At 43.7% G+C, this 15520-nt stretch carries 16 protein-coding genes and 1 pseudogene; 3 read left to right on the forward strand and 14 right to left on the reverse strand.

The genetic code is table 11. The features are described 5' to 3' along the window. The 10 genes and pseudogenes from E4K67_RS30875 to E4K67_RS26525 form a co-directional block, all read right to left on the reverse strand. Positions 1-94: pseudogene (locus E4K67_RS30875) on the reverse strand (NADH-quinone oxidoreductase subunit J family protein); the annotation flags it as partial. A 2-nt stretch (positions 95-96) separates the two neighbouring features. After that, positions 97-510 carry a NuoI/complex I 23 kDa subunit family protein gene (locus E4K67_RS26485; RefSeq protein WP_135552277.1) on the reverse strand — a complete coding sequence of 138 codons (414 nt, stop codon included), beginning with the start codon at positions 508-510 and terminating at the stop codon, positions 97-99. Positions 511-514: 4 nt separating this feature from the next. Further along, positions 515-1570, reverse strand: a complete 1056-nt coding sequence (nuoH, locus tag E4K67_RS26490; protein ID WP_135552279.1) for an NADH-quinone oxidoreductase subunit NuoH — start codon at positions 1568-1570, stop codon at positions 515-517. A 25-nt stretch (positions 1571-1595) separates the two neighbouring features. Further along, positions 1596-2699, reverse strand: coding sequence for an NADH-quinone oxidoreductase subunit D (locus tag E4K67_RS26495; RefSeq protein WP_135552281.1), 1104 nt, complete (start codon positions 2697-2699; stop codon positions 1596-1598). 10 nt (positions 2700-2709) lie between these two features. Next, a complete protein-coding gene (locus tag E4K67_RS26500) occupies positions 2710-3198 on the reverse strand; it encodes an NADH-quinone oxidoreductase subunit C (protein WP_135552283.1) in 489 nt (162 codons plus the stop codon). Beyond that, positions 3188-3709 carry an NADH-quinone oxidoreductase subunit B gene (locus E4K67_RS26505; protein ID WP_135552285.1) on the reverse strand — a complete coding sequence of 174 codons (522 nt, stop codon included), beginning with the start codon at positions 3707-3709 and terminating at the stop codon, positions 3188-3190. Before E4K67_RS26505 ends, E4K67_RS26500 begins: the two co-directional genes overlap by 11 nt. Beyond that, complete coding sequence (locus E4K67_RS26510) at positions 3700-4056, reverse strand: NADH-quinone oxidoreductase subunit A (protein ID WP_135552287.1); 357 nt, start codon at positions 4054-4056, stop codon at positions 3700-3702. The genes E4K67_RS26505 and E4K67_RS26510 overlap by 10 nt, the downstream gene beginning before the upstream one ends. Positions 4057-4308: 252 nt before the next feature. Further along, complete coding sequence (locus tag E4K67_RS26515) at positions 4309-4851, reverse strand: PadR family transcriptional regulator (RefSeq protein WP_135552289.1); 543 nt, start codon at positions 4849-4851, stop codon at positions 4309-4311. A 66-nt stretch (positions 4852-4917) separates the two neighbouring features. After that, entirely contained in the window at positions 4918-7443 is a 2526-nt protein-coding gene (locus E4K67_RS26520) for an FtsX-like permease family protein (RefSeq protein ID WP_243454640.1), read from the reverse strand. Beyond that, positions 7440-8180, reverse strand: coding sequence for an ABC transporter ATP-binding protein (locus tag E4K67_RS26525; RefSeq protein WP_135552293.1), 741 nt, complete (start codon positions 8178-8180; stop codon positions 7440-7442). Before E4K67_RS26525 ends, E4K67_RS26520 begins: the two co-directional genes overlap by 4 nt. Positions 8181-8628: 448 nt before the next feature. Here E4K67_RS26525 and E4K67_RS26530 point away from each other — a divergent pair, with 448 nt between their 5' ends. Beyond that, a complete protein-coding gene (locus tag E4K67_RS26530; RefSeq protein ID WP_135552295.1) occupies positions 8629-9405 on the forward strand; it encodes a tetratricopeptide repeat protein in 777 nt (258 codons plus the stop codon). 149 nt (positions 9406-9554) lie between these two features. Beyond that, a complete protein-coding gene (locus E4K67_RS26535) occupies positions 9555-9797 on the forward strand; it encodes a hypothetical protein (RefSeq protein ID WP_135552297.1) in 243 nt (80 codons plus the stop codon). Between the two features lie 39 nt (positions 9798-9836). On the opposite strand, the gene E4K67_RS26540 is transcribed toward E4K67_RS26535, so the two are convergent. From E4K67_RS26540 to E4K67_RS26550, 3 genes are all read right to left on the reverse strand, one after another. Then, positions 9837-11423: a prenyltransferase/squalene oxidase repeat-containing protein gene (locus E4K67_RS26540; protein WP_199242664.1), complete on the reverse strand. Its 1587-nt coding sequence runs from the start codon at positions 11421-11423 to the stop codon at positions 9837-9839. 226 nt (positions 11424-11649) lie between these two features. Further along, the gene (locus E4K67_RS26545; RefSeq protein WP_135552298.1) at positions 11650-11868 is read right to left on the reverse strand and encodes a hypothetical protein; all 219 of its coding nucleotides are present in this window, start codon (positions 11866-11868) and stop codon (positions 11650-11652) included. A 100-nt stretch (positions 11869-11968) separates the two neighbouring features. Further along, the gene (locus E4K67_RS26550; protein ID WP_135552300.1) at positions 11969-12421 is read right to left on the reverse strand and encodes an N-acetyltransferase; all 453 of its coding nucleotides are present in this window, start codon (positions 12419-12421) and stop codon (positions 11969-11971) included. Positions 12422-12933: 512 nt separating this feature from the next. On the opposite strand from E4K67_RS26550, the gene E4K67_RS26555 reads away from it, so the two are divergent. After that, positions 12934-14154, forward strand: a complete 1221-nt coding sequence (locus E4K67_RS26555; RefSeq protein WP_243454641.1) for a two-component system sensor histidine kinase NtrB — start codon at positions 12934-12936, stop codon at positions 14152-14154. Here E4K67_RS26555 and E4K67_RS26560 read toward each other — a convergent pair. Further along, a complete protein-coding gene (locus E4K67_RS26560) occupies positions 14132-15376 on the reverse strand; it encodes a hypothetical protein (protein ID WP_199242662.1) in 1245 nt (414 codons plus the stop codon). The genes E4K67_RS26555 and E4K67_RS26560 overlap by 23 nt on opposite strands. Positions 15377-15520 lie beyond the last annotated feature (144 nt).

Genomic DNA, 15520 nt, shown 5'->3' on the forward strand with positions numbered 1-15520 from the left:
AGAGCGCGCTATGCATAATATTCTTCGAGGTGACAACACCCCAGGCTGCTGCAATCGCCAAGATTGCAAAAATGAAGAAAACTACTGTGCTCACACTTACCCCACCTTTCCGCTAGGCAAGTTCGAGTGCTTGGAACGCTCAATCATATCCCAAAGTAATGCTTCGCGATGGTAAACTGCATTTTCAAACTCTTGAGAGAGTACAAGGGCTTTGGTCGGGCAGACTTCCGTACATAAGCCACACAAAAGGCAACGCCCAATGTTCATTTCGTACGTCTTTAATACTTTCTTATTGTTCTCATCTTTCTCGCTGGTTAAATTAATAACTTGGTTCGGACAGACGTTGACACAAAGCCCACAAGCGATGCACTTACTAGGTTCAAGAACCATGGAACTCCGCGTACGAGGAGGAAGATTCGGCTTTACTTCAGGATAAGCTTCTGCAAGATTGGGTCCGAGGAAACGTTTAAGTGTAATACTCATACCTTTTAATAAACCTTCACCAAACAAGTTTTTACCCTCCAATCCGCAAAATGATCAGGTCGTACAAATATATGCCAAACCCTGTTATGAAAATGTTCACTAGAGATAATGGAAGCAATATTTTCCAGGCAAAATGCATAAGATGATCGACTCTCATCCGAACAAAGGTCCAGCGAATCCACATCATCAAGAAAATAATCGCCCATATTTTAAGAATAAACCATAGCCATCCAGGAAGAAATTCAGGGCCGTACCACCCACCCAAGAACATCGTAACCGCAATTGCAGATGTGGCCACCACATTACCGTATTCGGCAAGCATGAACAGTCCCCACCTCAGTCCTGAGTACTCCGTAAAAGGTCCAGCAACAATCTCCTGTTCCCCTTGAATTTGATCAAAAGGAGCCCTGTTTGTCTCTGCAATCCCGGCTATCAGGTAAATTACAAACGCCAAAGGTTGCAGGAAAATAAAGGGGATGGTATTCTGTGCTTCGATGATAGAGGAGAGATTGAAAGTCTGAGTAATCATGACTACTCCTAGCAAAGAAAAGACCAATGGAATTTCATAACTAATCATTTGGGCTACCGCCCGCAATCCCCCAAGGAGAGAAAATTTATTATTTGATGCCCACCCGGCCATCAACAAGGCCAACGTTGAAAGCGAAGAAATCGCTATAAAGTAAAAGATACCCAAATCAAGATTAATTGCCACCATTCCCTCACCGAAGGGAATAACACCAAAGGCCATTAGGGTAACCCCTACAAGAATCATGGGAGCAATTTTAAAGAGGAGTTTATCGGTATTGGCAGGAGTGATATCCTCCTTACCCAGCATTTTAACGGCATCGGCAATAAATTGGAACCAACCATGTGGCCCTACTCGATTGGGACCTGGTCGCTGTGATACCCAGTGGGCAAATTTGCGTTCCACCAAACTTAGAAACAACGCTGCGACGACCATTATCAAAAAGAGCATAATAAACACGATAATATTAATCGTCAAGTCAGCACTAAACGAGTGGGAATCTGCAAACAGCCCACGGATGGCAGCCGCAATATTTACAAACACATCGTTTAAAGCGTCCATCCTTCTTCTCCCTTCAAACAAATTTTCACTTATCAACTTCACCTAAGACAAGATCCATGGAGGCGAAAATTGTCACAAGGTCTTGTATCTTCCAGCCGACTGCAATAGCAGAGAGCATCTGAACGTTAACAAATGCTCCGGCACGTATCCGTACCCTAGCCGGTTTCACCGTCCCATTGCTGACAATATACCAACCCATTTCTCCTTTAGGGTTCTCAACTCGATGATAGACTTTGCTGGCAGGAGGCTTAATCACCTTCGGCACCTTGGCCATAACTGGCCCTTCTGGGATGTCTCTCAGTGCCTGTCGGATAATTTTTCTGCTCTCTTGAATCTCAAGCAGCCGGATAAAGTGCCGATCATAGGTATCGCAGCCATACAACACCGGGACCTCGAAAGCAAACCTGTCATAGATACCGTATGGCTCAGCCTTGCGTACATCATACTGGACTCCAGAGGCCCGTAAATTTGCCCCCGTTATCAACAGACTTTCCGCCAATTCCTTCGGGAGAATACCCACACTTTTCATGCGAGATTGAGCAATCTCATTTCCGAAAAAGATACCGTAGTACTCCTCAGACATCTCTGGCATATCATCGAGGAAGCTTTTAAGTGCAGGTATGAATTCGACTGGCACATCATGACTGACCCCACCGATTCGGAAGTAATTCGGCGTCATGCGATTGCCTGCAGTCATTTCAAAAAGGTCGAGAATCCGCTCACGGTCACGGAAACAATAACTCCAGGGTGTCCAGCCTGAGATATCTAAAGACCCACTCGCGATCATGACCAAGTGACTAGCAATTCGGCCCAACTCCGCAAATATAACGCGGAGATACTCCGCCCGTTCGGGAACTTCTATAGCCATCAATTTTTCAACAGCTTGAACGTAACCGAGACTGTTATGCGGGCCAGCTAAATAATCTAAGCGATCAGTGTACGGAATAAACTGAGTATACGTGCGACTTTCTGCCATTTTCTCTAAACCACGATGTAAATATCCAATTTTTGGTTCAACCTTAGTTACAACTTCTCCATCCAGATGGACCACCATGCGAAACACGCCATGCGTACTCGGGTGTTGGGGGCCCATGTTAATTGAGTATTCTTGAGTTCCTTCAATCGTCATAGTTCCCCACCTATTCCCCTTCTTTTCTTACTCGCATAATCGCACGTTGTTCATGACTCTCAATCACATAATCTTTCCGCATTGGATATCCCTCAAAATCATCCCACATATAGATCCGTTTCAAATTGGGATGTCCTCTGAATTGAATGCCGAACATGTCGAAAGCTTCACGCTCTAAAAAGTCCGCCCCTTTCCAGAGACTAGTTACTGAGTTAATTACGGGATTATTTCTGTCAACTCTGGCTATAATACGTAAACGCTGTGGACCACGAAGACTGGATAATTGGTAAACAACCTCGAAGTGATCCTCTATATCCATTCCAGCAAGGTCATGCAAGAAATCACAAGGTACATCCGCGAAATTCTTAGCACTCGTCAGCACTTCTAATGCCTGAGGATAATTAACAGTTAATTCGAGTTCGCCGAGACTTTCTTCAACTTTTCCTTTTACCCTGGCTGCCAACTCACCCACTTGTGCTCTCAACATATCACTTACCATACTTAATTAACCTCACTTTTGAGGGATTTTGTATCTTCTGCTTAAGTTGCAGCATCCCAAAAATCAGAGCTTCTGGCCTTGGCGGGCAGCCTGGTATATAGACGTCTATCGGGATAATACTATCCGCCCCCGGTACCACGGCATAAGAATCTGCAAATGGCCCCCCTGAGCAGGCACAATTACCCATGGCAATAGCCCATTTGGGCTCCGGCATTTGATCGTATACACGCCGTGCTACTGGTGCCATCTTCCTTGTCAAAGTTCCTGCCACAATCATCAAATCTGCTTGTCTGGGTGAAGCCTGGAACACCTCATAACCAAAACGCGCTAAGCAATATCTAGCCCCGCCTGTTGATGCCATCTCAATAGCACAACAAGCTAGACCGAAGGAAGCCGGCCAAAATGAATTGACTCGACCCCAATTCAGAAACTTTTCAATGCTATGACGCAGAAAATTTTTTTCTGCCGTAGCCTCAGCTTCACGCAGCTCTTTCTCCTTTTTTACATCCACTCCAAAGCACCTTCCTTCCAAGCGTACCAAAAGCCGACGATGAGAATGATCATAAAGACAAACATTTCAACAAAAGCAAAGGTTCCTAGTTTACGGAACGTCAATGCCCAAGGATATAAAAGAATAGTTTCTATGCTAAAGGCGGCAAAGACAATAGCATAAAGAAAATAGTTACTCCTGAACCCAATCCACGCCTTACCAATTGGCTCATTACCGCATTCATAGGTTGTCAGCTTTTCCTTATGTGGCCTGTTAGGTGCTAATAAATGAACAACTGCCATAACTACGATTGGTAAAACTACGGCAAATGCAAGTAATAATCCTACTGCAGCAAAATTATCTGACATTTTCCCCCTCCTTTCTATTACTCATTGTGATTAATTTCATATTCACATTCGTTTTTCTATTTCCCTCCTCTCCGAAAATGTTAATACACCTGCCAAATCAGTCTTGGCCCGTTAATTGTCCATACACCGCTCCCTATGAAGCACTATGTCAGGGAGTCGTGTAATTAGAACCACACTCGGCTTCCACTCATTAGTGCAACTACACATTTCCTTTTACCTTCTATCTTCACCTCTGTACAAGAGGGAAACAAACTACGTCCTAGCATACGCAAGGATCTTGGCTTCAACATGGCTCAACCACCGAACATCAGCTTCCGCATGAAACAATGCGGCATCCGTGAGAAGGTCAGTTATCATATTATCCCTGTTAATGCCGTCTTTGGTCAGGCGATACTTAGTTTCTGTCAGTTCTCTCATTTGCTCCATATATATTTGAGTCTGTCGTTCAAGGAGTCGGAGTGCAAGCTCCGGATTTTCCCTGCTAATGAACAATAGTTTGACAAAAAGTTCATCTCGTAAAGGTCTTGGTTTAACGGCCGGTTCCTGTAGCCAACGCTCTAACTCTTGGACCCCTTTCGGGCTAATATCGTACACTTTCTTGTCTGGCCTGAAACTTTGCTCTTCTTCAATTCCACTAACGAATCCCTCTTTATCCAACCTGTCTAGTGTGGTGTAGATTTGTCCGTAATTAAGGTTCCAGAAGTTCCCTATTCGCGCATCAAAAATACTTTTTAGTTCATATCCATGGCGTGGGGCTTCTTTCAAAATACCTAAGATGGCGTGTTTAACCGGCATGACTAACTACTCTCCTTATTATTTTGTTTATTCTTTTAAGTAAAAGTTTAAACAATCCTAAATATTTTACTCTGAACGCAACGCTGTGACCGGGTCAACCTTGGAGGCTAACCAAGCGGGGTACACTGTACTGAGGCTAACGACCAAAGCCATGCCGATGGCAACGCCGATATTCTGTGCCCAAGGGATCGATACATCCAAAACCCAACCATTTACATTTTTATCGAATATGATACCTCCAACCTGAATACCAGCTGCCACTGGAATGGCTAGGACTATTCCAGCAATAAACAAAGACCCCACTTCAATAAACAACACACTTCTGATTTGTCTATGTGTCAGTCCTACAGAACGAAGAGTACCGATTTCACGGACCCGCTCCAGTACAGAAATCAGCATTGAATTGGCAGTCCCAACCGCTGCCACTAGGAGTATAACAATAATTACTAGGTTGAAAATATCACATATACTCCGGTTTAACTTGATCATGCTGTCCCGAAAATCTGAAGCCAAGACTACCTGCACCCGAAAATCATTTTGCAAATTAGCTTCCAACCGATCCTGCACCAAGCCTGGTGATACGCCTGGTTCTAGGGTTAAGTAGATATGATCAATCGAGTGGTCACCCCAATAGCGAACATAGTCTTGGCGATTCATATACACACTGCCGTTATAGCTATAGAAATCCTTTACAATGGCCACAACCGGAAACTCAATAGTTCCAGTAGGGGTAGGAATATCCAGCTTTTCTCCTCTGTGCACGCCGTATTTTAAAGCCATCGATTGGGAAATCCATATATTTCCTTCTTGTTTGATGGCGTTCCACGCTTCATCCCTCCCCGGCTCAAGCACATGGGGAGTGGCTAATTGACGACTATCTAAGACATCATACATTTGAAGATCGATGGGATTGCCGTGCCATTGAATACCGGTGGTACGTAATCCGGCAGCGACTCTTACCCCGTCTACCTTACGGACCCGTTCCAGCAACGATTCAGGTAAGCCTACTTGATTACTGGAGAAAGTCTGTAATCCCTGGGTAACCACAATGTCTGACGAAATTAAGGTATTAACCCAGTTGGCAAATGTCAGATTAACACTGGCGAGGATTCCTAAGAAGCCAAAAGCTACAGCCAAACCAAGAAGTATGGGCATCCCAGTTGCCACTGAACGTCTTGGAGTGCGCCGAAAGGAGCTTAACCCTAGGCGACCAGTCAAGCCGAACATCGTTTCAGCCATAGGTTCTAACTTCTCTAAAAATATAATTAAAAAAGGTGGCATCAAAACAGCTGCTCCTATCACTATACCTGTTAACGCAGCTTGGAATAATAAGGACATGTTATTCACGAAGACTAGAATCAACCATGACGAAAGAATTAGAATAGCACCGACTACAATCCGCCATCGAGCGTAACCAAGTTCGATTTTAGAGTATCGGCTGTTCATGGCTTCGATCGGCGCGATATTGGCAGCCTTCCAAGCGGGTAGCCAAGCAGAGAAAAGGCATGTCAGCACGCCTGTCAGCCATATCATGGCGTAATCAAGCATAGTAAACCTAATGCGGGTAATAGAAACCTTGAACACTTCACTCAAAGTATCGCTCACTGTACTGAGCAAACCTTGAGCCAAGTATGTTCCTAAGAGGAGCCCCAGCGAACTGCCAATTACACCGATTAATATTGATTGGGCTATGATTAATTTATGGATTTCCCAGCGTCGCCAACCCAAGGCACGCAGGATTCCAAGTTGACGACGCTGTTCGGATACCGCAACTCTCATGGAGTTATACATGACATACAAAGCCAGGAACAGGCCCATGAACCCATAGACATTATTAAGGCTCTTAATGAAACCCAACATTTTGTCTTGATTCCCGTCTCGTCCCAAGGGTATAAGCACTTCTACTCTATTACCCAAGCTTTCCTGTAAGGCTTTTTGCACCACCAGTACATTGTCCGGTTTTTGCAGGATAATGCTAATGTACGATAATTTACCCTCTAACTCGAAAGCCTTCTGAGCCGTTGTCAAGGGCATAAAGACCACGGCACCGCCATTGGTCTGGGCCACTCCGCGGTCTTCTAAGATTCCGGCCAGGGTAAAGTCTTGCATTCCCAGCATAGTCTGGACCTGCCAGATATCCCCCACTTTTACCGGCTTTCCCCGTAACAATTCCTTCGGTACAGCGATTTCTCGGTGATCCTGTGCTGGCATGCGGCCATGCGTTATCCGATAGTTACGGATTGCTTCATCTTCTCCGGGCACAATGCCCATCAGCGTTGTAAATCCCGGCAATCCTTTCACTTGCACAGAGCTCTGCACAAAAGGAACTGCCGCTTGTACCCCTGCCGTCTTTTGAACTTTTGCTAGTAAAGTATCACTCATGCCACCCTGAGGAGCTTTCACCTGCAAGTGGGCATTTCCCCCTAGTAAACTAGCAAACTCTCCGCTCGCAAAATCGATACTACTATTCAACCCTTGTAAAGCCACCAACGCCGCTATCGCAACCGCTACACTCAGCGTATTTAAAATCACCCGCAGTTTTCGACGGCGAAAATAGGCTAGAGCTAACTTTATAATTAACAACTCATTCACCTCGCCGTCGAATCAAGGATTCGTCCGTCTTTCAGGGTGATCAGAGTGTGACCATACGCGGCAACCATTGGGTCATGGGTGACCATGATGACTGTAACTCCTAGATCTTCAGTAATTTCTTTCAATATAAAAAGCATCTGATCCCCGGTTTTTGAATCCAGGTTACCCGTAGGTTCATCGGCCAGAATAAGGGAAGGCCGGTGAATGAGAGCCCGGACGATGGCTATCCTTTGCATCTGGCCTCCTGACAATTCTACCGGATAGTGTTTACGATGACTTTCGAGACCTACTCGCCTCAACCAGTCACTTACTTGAGGTTGCCAAACTGAGCGCGAGTGACCAGCCATAAGTAACGGCAAAGCGGCATTCTCCTCGGCACTTAAGGTAGGGATCAGATTGTATAATTGAAAGATAAATCCAATTTCCTGGCGGCGAAACAGAGTTAGCTGATTATCATTCCAACTGGAAATTATCCGATTGTTAAGGAATATATCCCCTTGACTTGGCCTATCTAAGCCAGCCACTAGATTTAACAACGTAGACTTGCCGGACCCACTTGCCCCCATGACAGTCAGGAATTCACTGGATTTTACGTCTAAACTTACTTTGTCCAGAGCGTCGATCTGCTCCTTGCCCTGGGTGTATTGTTTACTCACTTGATTTAGTCTTACCTCACACCCATTGGCTTGGTTTACTCCCACGGCCCCCCTGCTGTTTATCACTGTGGTTCCTCGCATAATTACACCCTCTCTGCATCTATAGCTATTAGTATATATGCAAAGGGCATTGTCTACAATAGGTTGATCATAACGCTACATTATATTAAACTACATTTTAAAGTTAAACTTTATCTCCTATAAATTACACATTGATTTTCGACAAACTTTGCGTTAATGTATAAATAAGTAAAGCCTAGTAGTCAGATTTCTAGGCATTGCGCATAGGAGGATTTCTGGACGCGGAAATCCTCCGAAAAATCATCTTTCGTAATTATAAGAGACTTGCAATATAAGATAATGAACTATGAATTATCAAGGGTTTCGAGAGTATTAGCTCTACCGAAGCCCTTTTTGTTTATTTTTATAGGTTTTGTTCAGTCAGTCTTAACAGTTTTTCCAGTATTGTTAGAGATGACAATGTTCTAATTCTCCCCTGTCCGTAGTAACATGAATGGGGGGATGGAATTTGCAAGGGGTTAAATTCGATCCAGAAATCCTATATGTTCAGAAAATCTATTATTTTATGTTCTTAGCAACGTTTACGACACTTACCTGTTTGATCACCTTTTGCTTCATTGGGTTAGAATGTGCTCTTATCGTTCAAGGAATCGGCATAAGTATTTCCTATATCGCTATGCTTAAGAAGAAAAACTTTGACCCTCCTGCAAAGAACGTTACCGCTAAGAGAATGGCACATCAAATATCACAAGACACTAGTCCTGTCTCAATTGCTCGTTTTGCATGCCAGCTTTACTACTACTTTAACGAATCCGCTCAAGCCATATCGCTCCTAGAAAAATTCCTTCCAAGCCATGATCCGTTACTTTGCATAACACTAGGGGACATACTACTTAAAGAAGGCGAGGCAAAACAGGCACTCCATATTTTGCACGCTAATCCCTTTGCTTTAGTCGATCCACTTCTGCTTGCAACTCAGGGACATGTTCTTAAACGTATCGGCAAAGTCCCTGAAGCCGTATATATGTTCGAACAGAGTTTATGCCTTGCTAAGCAGAATGGATTTCCCCACAGTGGGGCCCACTGGTTTACTCAAAAGCTCCTCAGCATTAGCTATAAGGCCAGTATTCATCACACACTAGCCGATTGCTATCTTCTTCTCGAAGATTTACCAAATGCTAAACGACAGTACCGCTCCGGTAACATACTCCTATTTGACCTTTCACTTTGGCGTCACTGCCCTGATGTGATCTTTGGTGCGAGGAAAACAAATAAATCTCTTTAGTTCACCAATCTTTCTTCTTTTAATCCCGAGATAACCTCCCTATTCCAACAGGTTTCTCAACTGTGATTCCCTATAATAAGTATTAAGCCAGTATATACTTACAAAATAGACGATACTCAACCTAATGTTTTCGAAATGGAGGGTGAAAAATGCTGTCAACTCATGGTGAAGGTATTTCAACTCATGGTGAAGATATTTTGGTATTTATACGAGATTTTGAATCATCCTCTCGTGACTATCTCCAATCAAAAGGCTTCAGTGAAAACGAGATGACAAACGCATATCTCGACTTACAGTGGAATTTTCTCCATACTATACTTAACCAACAGGCAGAGCAGAACCCCAAAAATTCTCAACGCAATATTCTTTATGCTACGAAACAAACTATATGAATAGTAAAGCAAGGGGCACGATGCATCGTGCCCCTTGCTTTATTTAAAGTACGATGCCTTGTACAAGCGTTGATAGCGTTGTAAGGCCCGAATAGCTGTCAGTGCCGTAGTTAATGGTTCTTCATAATTCCAGCCTTTAGCGTAAACCCCTCCGTAAGAAGGTTTAAATGAACCATTGTTGCTCTGATCTGTGAGAAGGTTTCTTATACCTCTATCCAAAACCTCTCTGGGAACCGATTTTTCATAACGCCATAAACCTGCAAGGGCCAAGCTAGTTTCGACAACAGATCCCCAGCCCCCATCACTATTCTGTGCATTAATTAAATACTCTTGTGCTTTTGTTCTTGATCCAAGGATATGGCGTGCGATGTTCCACCTTTTCCAGCTAAACTTCCACTTACTGAGCAGTTCTAAAACCTGGGCAGTGCTATAGACAGCGCCCTCAAACCAAGATGAGGGAAAGGACCCATCCTCGTTCTGCTGGGTCAGAACCCAAGTTAATCCCCGCCATATACTTTCATCTTGAATACGGGAGCGACGCCATAATGCCTCAAGGACATGAATACTGACATCAACACTTGCAATATATACTGGAAACTCCGAGGTAACATGAGGTGGTATACCTTGAAAACTGGGAAACGTTCCCCAGCTTCCGTCAGTGTTTTGTAACTGTTTAAGGAGATTAGATCCTAACTTATTCTCTTCTCCGAGCACCTGATGCAATCCAATCAAGGCAACAGCTGTGTCATCCAAGTCTGGATGAGTAAACGGCGGTGTACTTCCATAACTCCCATCAGCATTTTGCCCCCTCTTTAACCACTCTACCGCACGCAAAATCCATGGTGCATCCGAAGCCTTTTGAACTGTTTCTCCAAAGACACAAGTCGCCCAGCCCATAGACCATATTTTAAGTTGGTCAAAAGCAGGCCATCCACCGCTTTTATACTGTTTCTCTACCAACCATAATCCAGCTCTTTGTACCTGCTCAGCAAAGTCTCCCTTACTCAAAAGCGCAAGAATTGACAAACTCGTGGCGACAACATCCTCCGCCCATGAACCATCCGCCATTTGTGTTTCCAGAAGATACGTAATCCCTTCTTGACTTCCACCTTGAGAGTTTGAAGCAAGAAGTGACGCTGCAACAATAACCGGCCGACCATAAATTGGCAACTTACCTAAAACCCTCTCTTCGAGAATCGTCGGAAGCAATATCTCGTCCTTTGTCGGACCCTCCAGACCAGGAACTACGCCTTCTCCTATTGATAAAATCAAGGAGGAAAAATAACGCAACTGTGATAAGAGCTTAAGCTTAGCCTTCCATCCACCTTGACTACCCTGAAGAACCATTCCGACGATTCGTGTTACCTCTTCATCAGGTTGGTCACCAGGAAATTTACCCCATCCACCTCGCTGTTGCACCTTCAGCCATTGTATTCCTCGCAGCTGAGCGGTCTCAAACCCTCTCCCAACAGCCAGCAAAGCAAGTGCAGCCAGTGCAGTTGCCCCCGGGCATGCAGATACACTGTGTAGTTCATCAGAATTTCCAGAAAGAATCTGTTCCACGCCCTCCACAACAAAATTGCGTGCTTTCTCAAGACCATCTTGAACTTCTTTATTTAACTCCATAGCACCGTCTCCGTCCATATATTTAGCGAATGCCATACTATGATTTATGATAGACCAAGGAATATTGTTCCATAACGAAGAAACGTCGAACGATCAGTTCGACGTTTCTTTTAACTCAGACAAAGCAGACAAGGGGACGGTTCTTCTGTCTGAAAAAGACAGAAGAACCGTCCCCTTGTCTGCACTCGCGCCTTTACGTCATAGACGAAACAGCTGCTCTAGCGGTTCAACCGCCGGTCTTCTCACGGGTGGTCATGCTAGAGGAGTCTCTTAAGTGAGAGAATGCAAGTCGAAGAACCGTCCCCATCCTGGCGTAATCTCCTAAGCCAGAAGGTCCGCGATCACACGCTTCGACGCCTTTGCGTTCGTCGTAGCCAAACTCGACTTTAATCCTATTCTTCAGCAGGACGGGAAACAAGGATGTTTCCCGCCGGCCATGCGGCACGGACGCCACTTTGGCCGGGTATCCTGCCTCTTACATAAGGATTACAGCCCTAGTTTGGCACGATGAATGCGGAGCCGAGGACGTGTGTCGCGGACCTTCTCTACAGCATGCGACTGACAGCTATCTCATCACAGTTTGGGAACTTGATACAATTAATACATTCTGTCCAAACTTTTTGCGGCATTTGATCTTTACTGACTTCTTCGTAACCACAGTATTTAAAAAACTCTGGCTGATACGTTAACGCAAAGAGTTTAGAACAGCCCAATTCCCTAGCTTCTTCTTCAAGCGCTCTAACGATCTGTGTTCCGATGCCTCGTCGTTTGTATTCGGAAGAAACTGCCAATGCCCGTATTTCTGCCAAGTCACACCAAAGGATATGCAGTGACGCAACCCCTACCAATTGACCGTCTACTTCTGCCAGTAGGAACTCGCGTATATTTTCATATAACATATTTCTTGATCGGGGGAGCATGAGTCCTTGTTCTGCATTATTGTTAATCAATACCATCATTTCTTCAACGTCTGATATTCGAGCCTTACGCAATTTCATTTATTATTCTCCTTTTGAGTTTTGCATAATTATACATCATTTATTATATTGTTGCATCATATTTTTTAAGTCAGTAACTTTTTAAGCGCATAAAAAGCGTTTTTTAGAATTTAGCTTAATTTGTCGTTTTTTTCTTAGGGTAAGTTATGTTATTTAAGCCTTATTTCTAGGTGCTTCACGCCAACTTAAGGCAAATTCTCCCTTTAAAAAAATCTCCTTTTTCTTACATTTTTCTGCGGCATATTATGGTACACTAGATCAGTAATAATTTGCTTTTAGGAGTTTTGGGAAGGGGATTAATTCCGGTGATTGCCCTAAAATTACGATTGCGATCTCTCCATCGACAAGGTGTCTTACTATTTTCATCTCTCGTCCTCATCATAGTTATAGGTTTAATCAATACCGTACCCCTTCCTTTTTTCCTCCGCATGGTTCTCATTTTCCCATTAATCTATATTACTCTTTGTTTCGATCTTTGGTCAAGCATGTGGGGTAAAGCATGGATCCTATCTATGACTTTACTCATAGTTGCTTCACTAGCATATCCGAATTATCCTTCTGTTCCTTTGCTTTTAGTTCATAGCCTTTTCCTTTTCCTGCTATTTCTTCTTGGAATGGTGTTTTTTTATGACAAACAACAACTAAAAACACAACTACGTCAAGATCGTCATCTAACAGCGATGCGTTTGATGCTTCGGCGAAATATCCCAGCAATTCATACCGTCGACTATTCTTGCGAAGCCGTTATCATATTGGATAATTCCGGAGTAATTATAGAATCGAATGCTCAATCGTCCCTGCTCTTGTCATTAGGTGAATCATGCTTAACTGGTCAACCTATATCCAAGTTTATAGGTATCCTCCATAATTATGATCCGACCCACTCGCCGCAGAGCGGAGAATTCAAATGGGAAACACCGGAAAAAATAGTAAAGTACATCAAGTTTCGAAGACGACCTTTACTAGACGATGACATTCCATCAGGCATGCTTTTAACTCTTTTCGATATCAGCGAATTAAAAAGAAGTTTAGAAACAAATGTAGAAGTTGCGAAGTTTGCCATTATAAATGAGATTTCAGCTGGCTTAGCACATGAAATCCGCAACCCTTTGACAACAATTAAAGGCTTTATGCAACTGATAACACCTGAACAATGGCCTGAGTCTTTCCGTCCGTATCAACAAATTATTCTTGATGAAATTCAGTGCATTGATAAAGTCTTGAGTAAATTCGTCATGTCAACAAGCCCTTCGGCCCCTCAAATGCAACAACTTAATCTTATTGAAACCATTGAGGCTACTCTACAATTAATCAAACCGTTTGAACTAAGGCAAGACATTACCCTTAATCTAGACTTTCCTTCTCCTTCCGTCTATGTCATGGGTGACCATGAACAGCTTCTTCAGGCTCTTTTATCCCTTCTCAATAACGCGATTGAAGCCTCCCCCAAAGGAGGTAATGTTATTATTCGATTAACTGAATACGAATCCCATGCTAGGATAAGTGTAATAGATGACGGCCCTGGCATTCCTAAAAGCCTGCATCAACGGGTCCTTGACCCATTCTTTACTACACAAGAAGACGGCACTGGGCTTGGTTTAACCATTGCCCAACAAATCATTCTCGCTCATCATGGCAAGCTACATTTTTCTGAATCAATACCTCCAGGTGGAACAGAAGCTATGATTGATTTACCAAGTTTGTCGAAGTTCACGAATAGCCTTTCTGCATGAGGGAAGGGCTCATAAGAGTTCGACAATTGAGCTCATGAATTCCTATATCCTGCCAGTTTTCTGGTAACGTCCAGATCGGGAACTTATCCATATCATGTAGCCAGCAATACCAACGTCGAAGATCCTCTTCCATGCCAAGTGTCGTAAGCCAATGAACTCGGCCATCCCAAACTAAAGAATTCCCTTGTTCATCTTTTGCACAAACTAAGAGGAGGCTCTTTTCTAACACACATGCCAATAAAATACTCTGGGACGCTTTCAACAACGGCTTTTCGAATATTGGACATATGATACTTAATTGTCCTTTGCCTTGAAAGAAATACCAATCCTCCAGTTCTTGTACTGAGTTTTCGCTGCGTTCTTTTGGTAGCCAGGGCCAAGCCCAAGGACTCCCCCAGAGAGATTTAACAACTCCATCCCCTTCATGAAGCCACAAAGCAAGGAGATCTTGCGTGCGTAGTTTGCCCTCTTTCTCAAGGGATTCAAGATAGTCAAGAATCTGCAAAATAACAGTACAAAATTCCGAATTCAATGAGCCTGAAGCATCCACCCAACCAGGTTTTTGCCACTTCAAAAGTTGCTCATTATTCTTAAGCCACTTTACTTTACTGTTTAGTTCAAATTTTTTACCCTTACGTCTAACTTCGGCAATCTCAAATTTCCCCCAAAGGAAAGCAATGTGCTGAGGTTTTATTTCTATACGAACGCGTCGACAAGCCAAACTATTAAAGAACGAGCTTACTATCCTAAGTTGTTGCTGAGCAACTGGGTTTAAACTTTGTCCCCAGCGGTTCCAATCTGGCCGTTGCTCGCCCAGGGCGTAACGTGACTGGTTGCTATGCTGCCCTTCGGGAATCAGGTATAAACTAGGCGTAAGTTTTTCGCGCCAATAAACCGCCCGAGCAGAGATATTTCCTCCAATTTTTGAAACTCCACTTAAGAAACCTGATGAAAAGTTAGGTGCCACATAGTAGATCACGGTCTTAGCGCCATTACTAAGTCTATTCCCCCATAATACACCAGCTAAAAGAAATTCCTCTTCGCGCGTTATAGAGGAACTAGCAATAATACCGACTCGCAAAGTCGTCTCGCCGCCCATAAAATAGGAAAACTGGGGGGAGAGGCGGTTTTCCTTTTTTTTGCCCTCTGGGAATTCTAGCCAATTCCTAGCAATAAATATGTCAGGATGAGCTTCCCAGATCATATTCCAAGTGATACTCACAATGAACCTCCCTTAGCTTTCTCTATAAGCATGTTTACGCACAAAGGAGGGATATCATGACACATTCAAATAAAACTCAAAGCCTTAGTTGTCAAAGCTCTGATATACAAAAAGCCCCTCCATTCACTCTCATATAAAGCAACG

The organism is Desulfosporosinus fructosivorans, assembly GCF_004766045.1.
GTDB lineage: Bacteria > Bacillota > Desulfitobacteriia > Desulfitobacteriales > Desulfitobacteriaceae > Desulfosporosinus > Desulfosporosinus fructosivorans.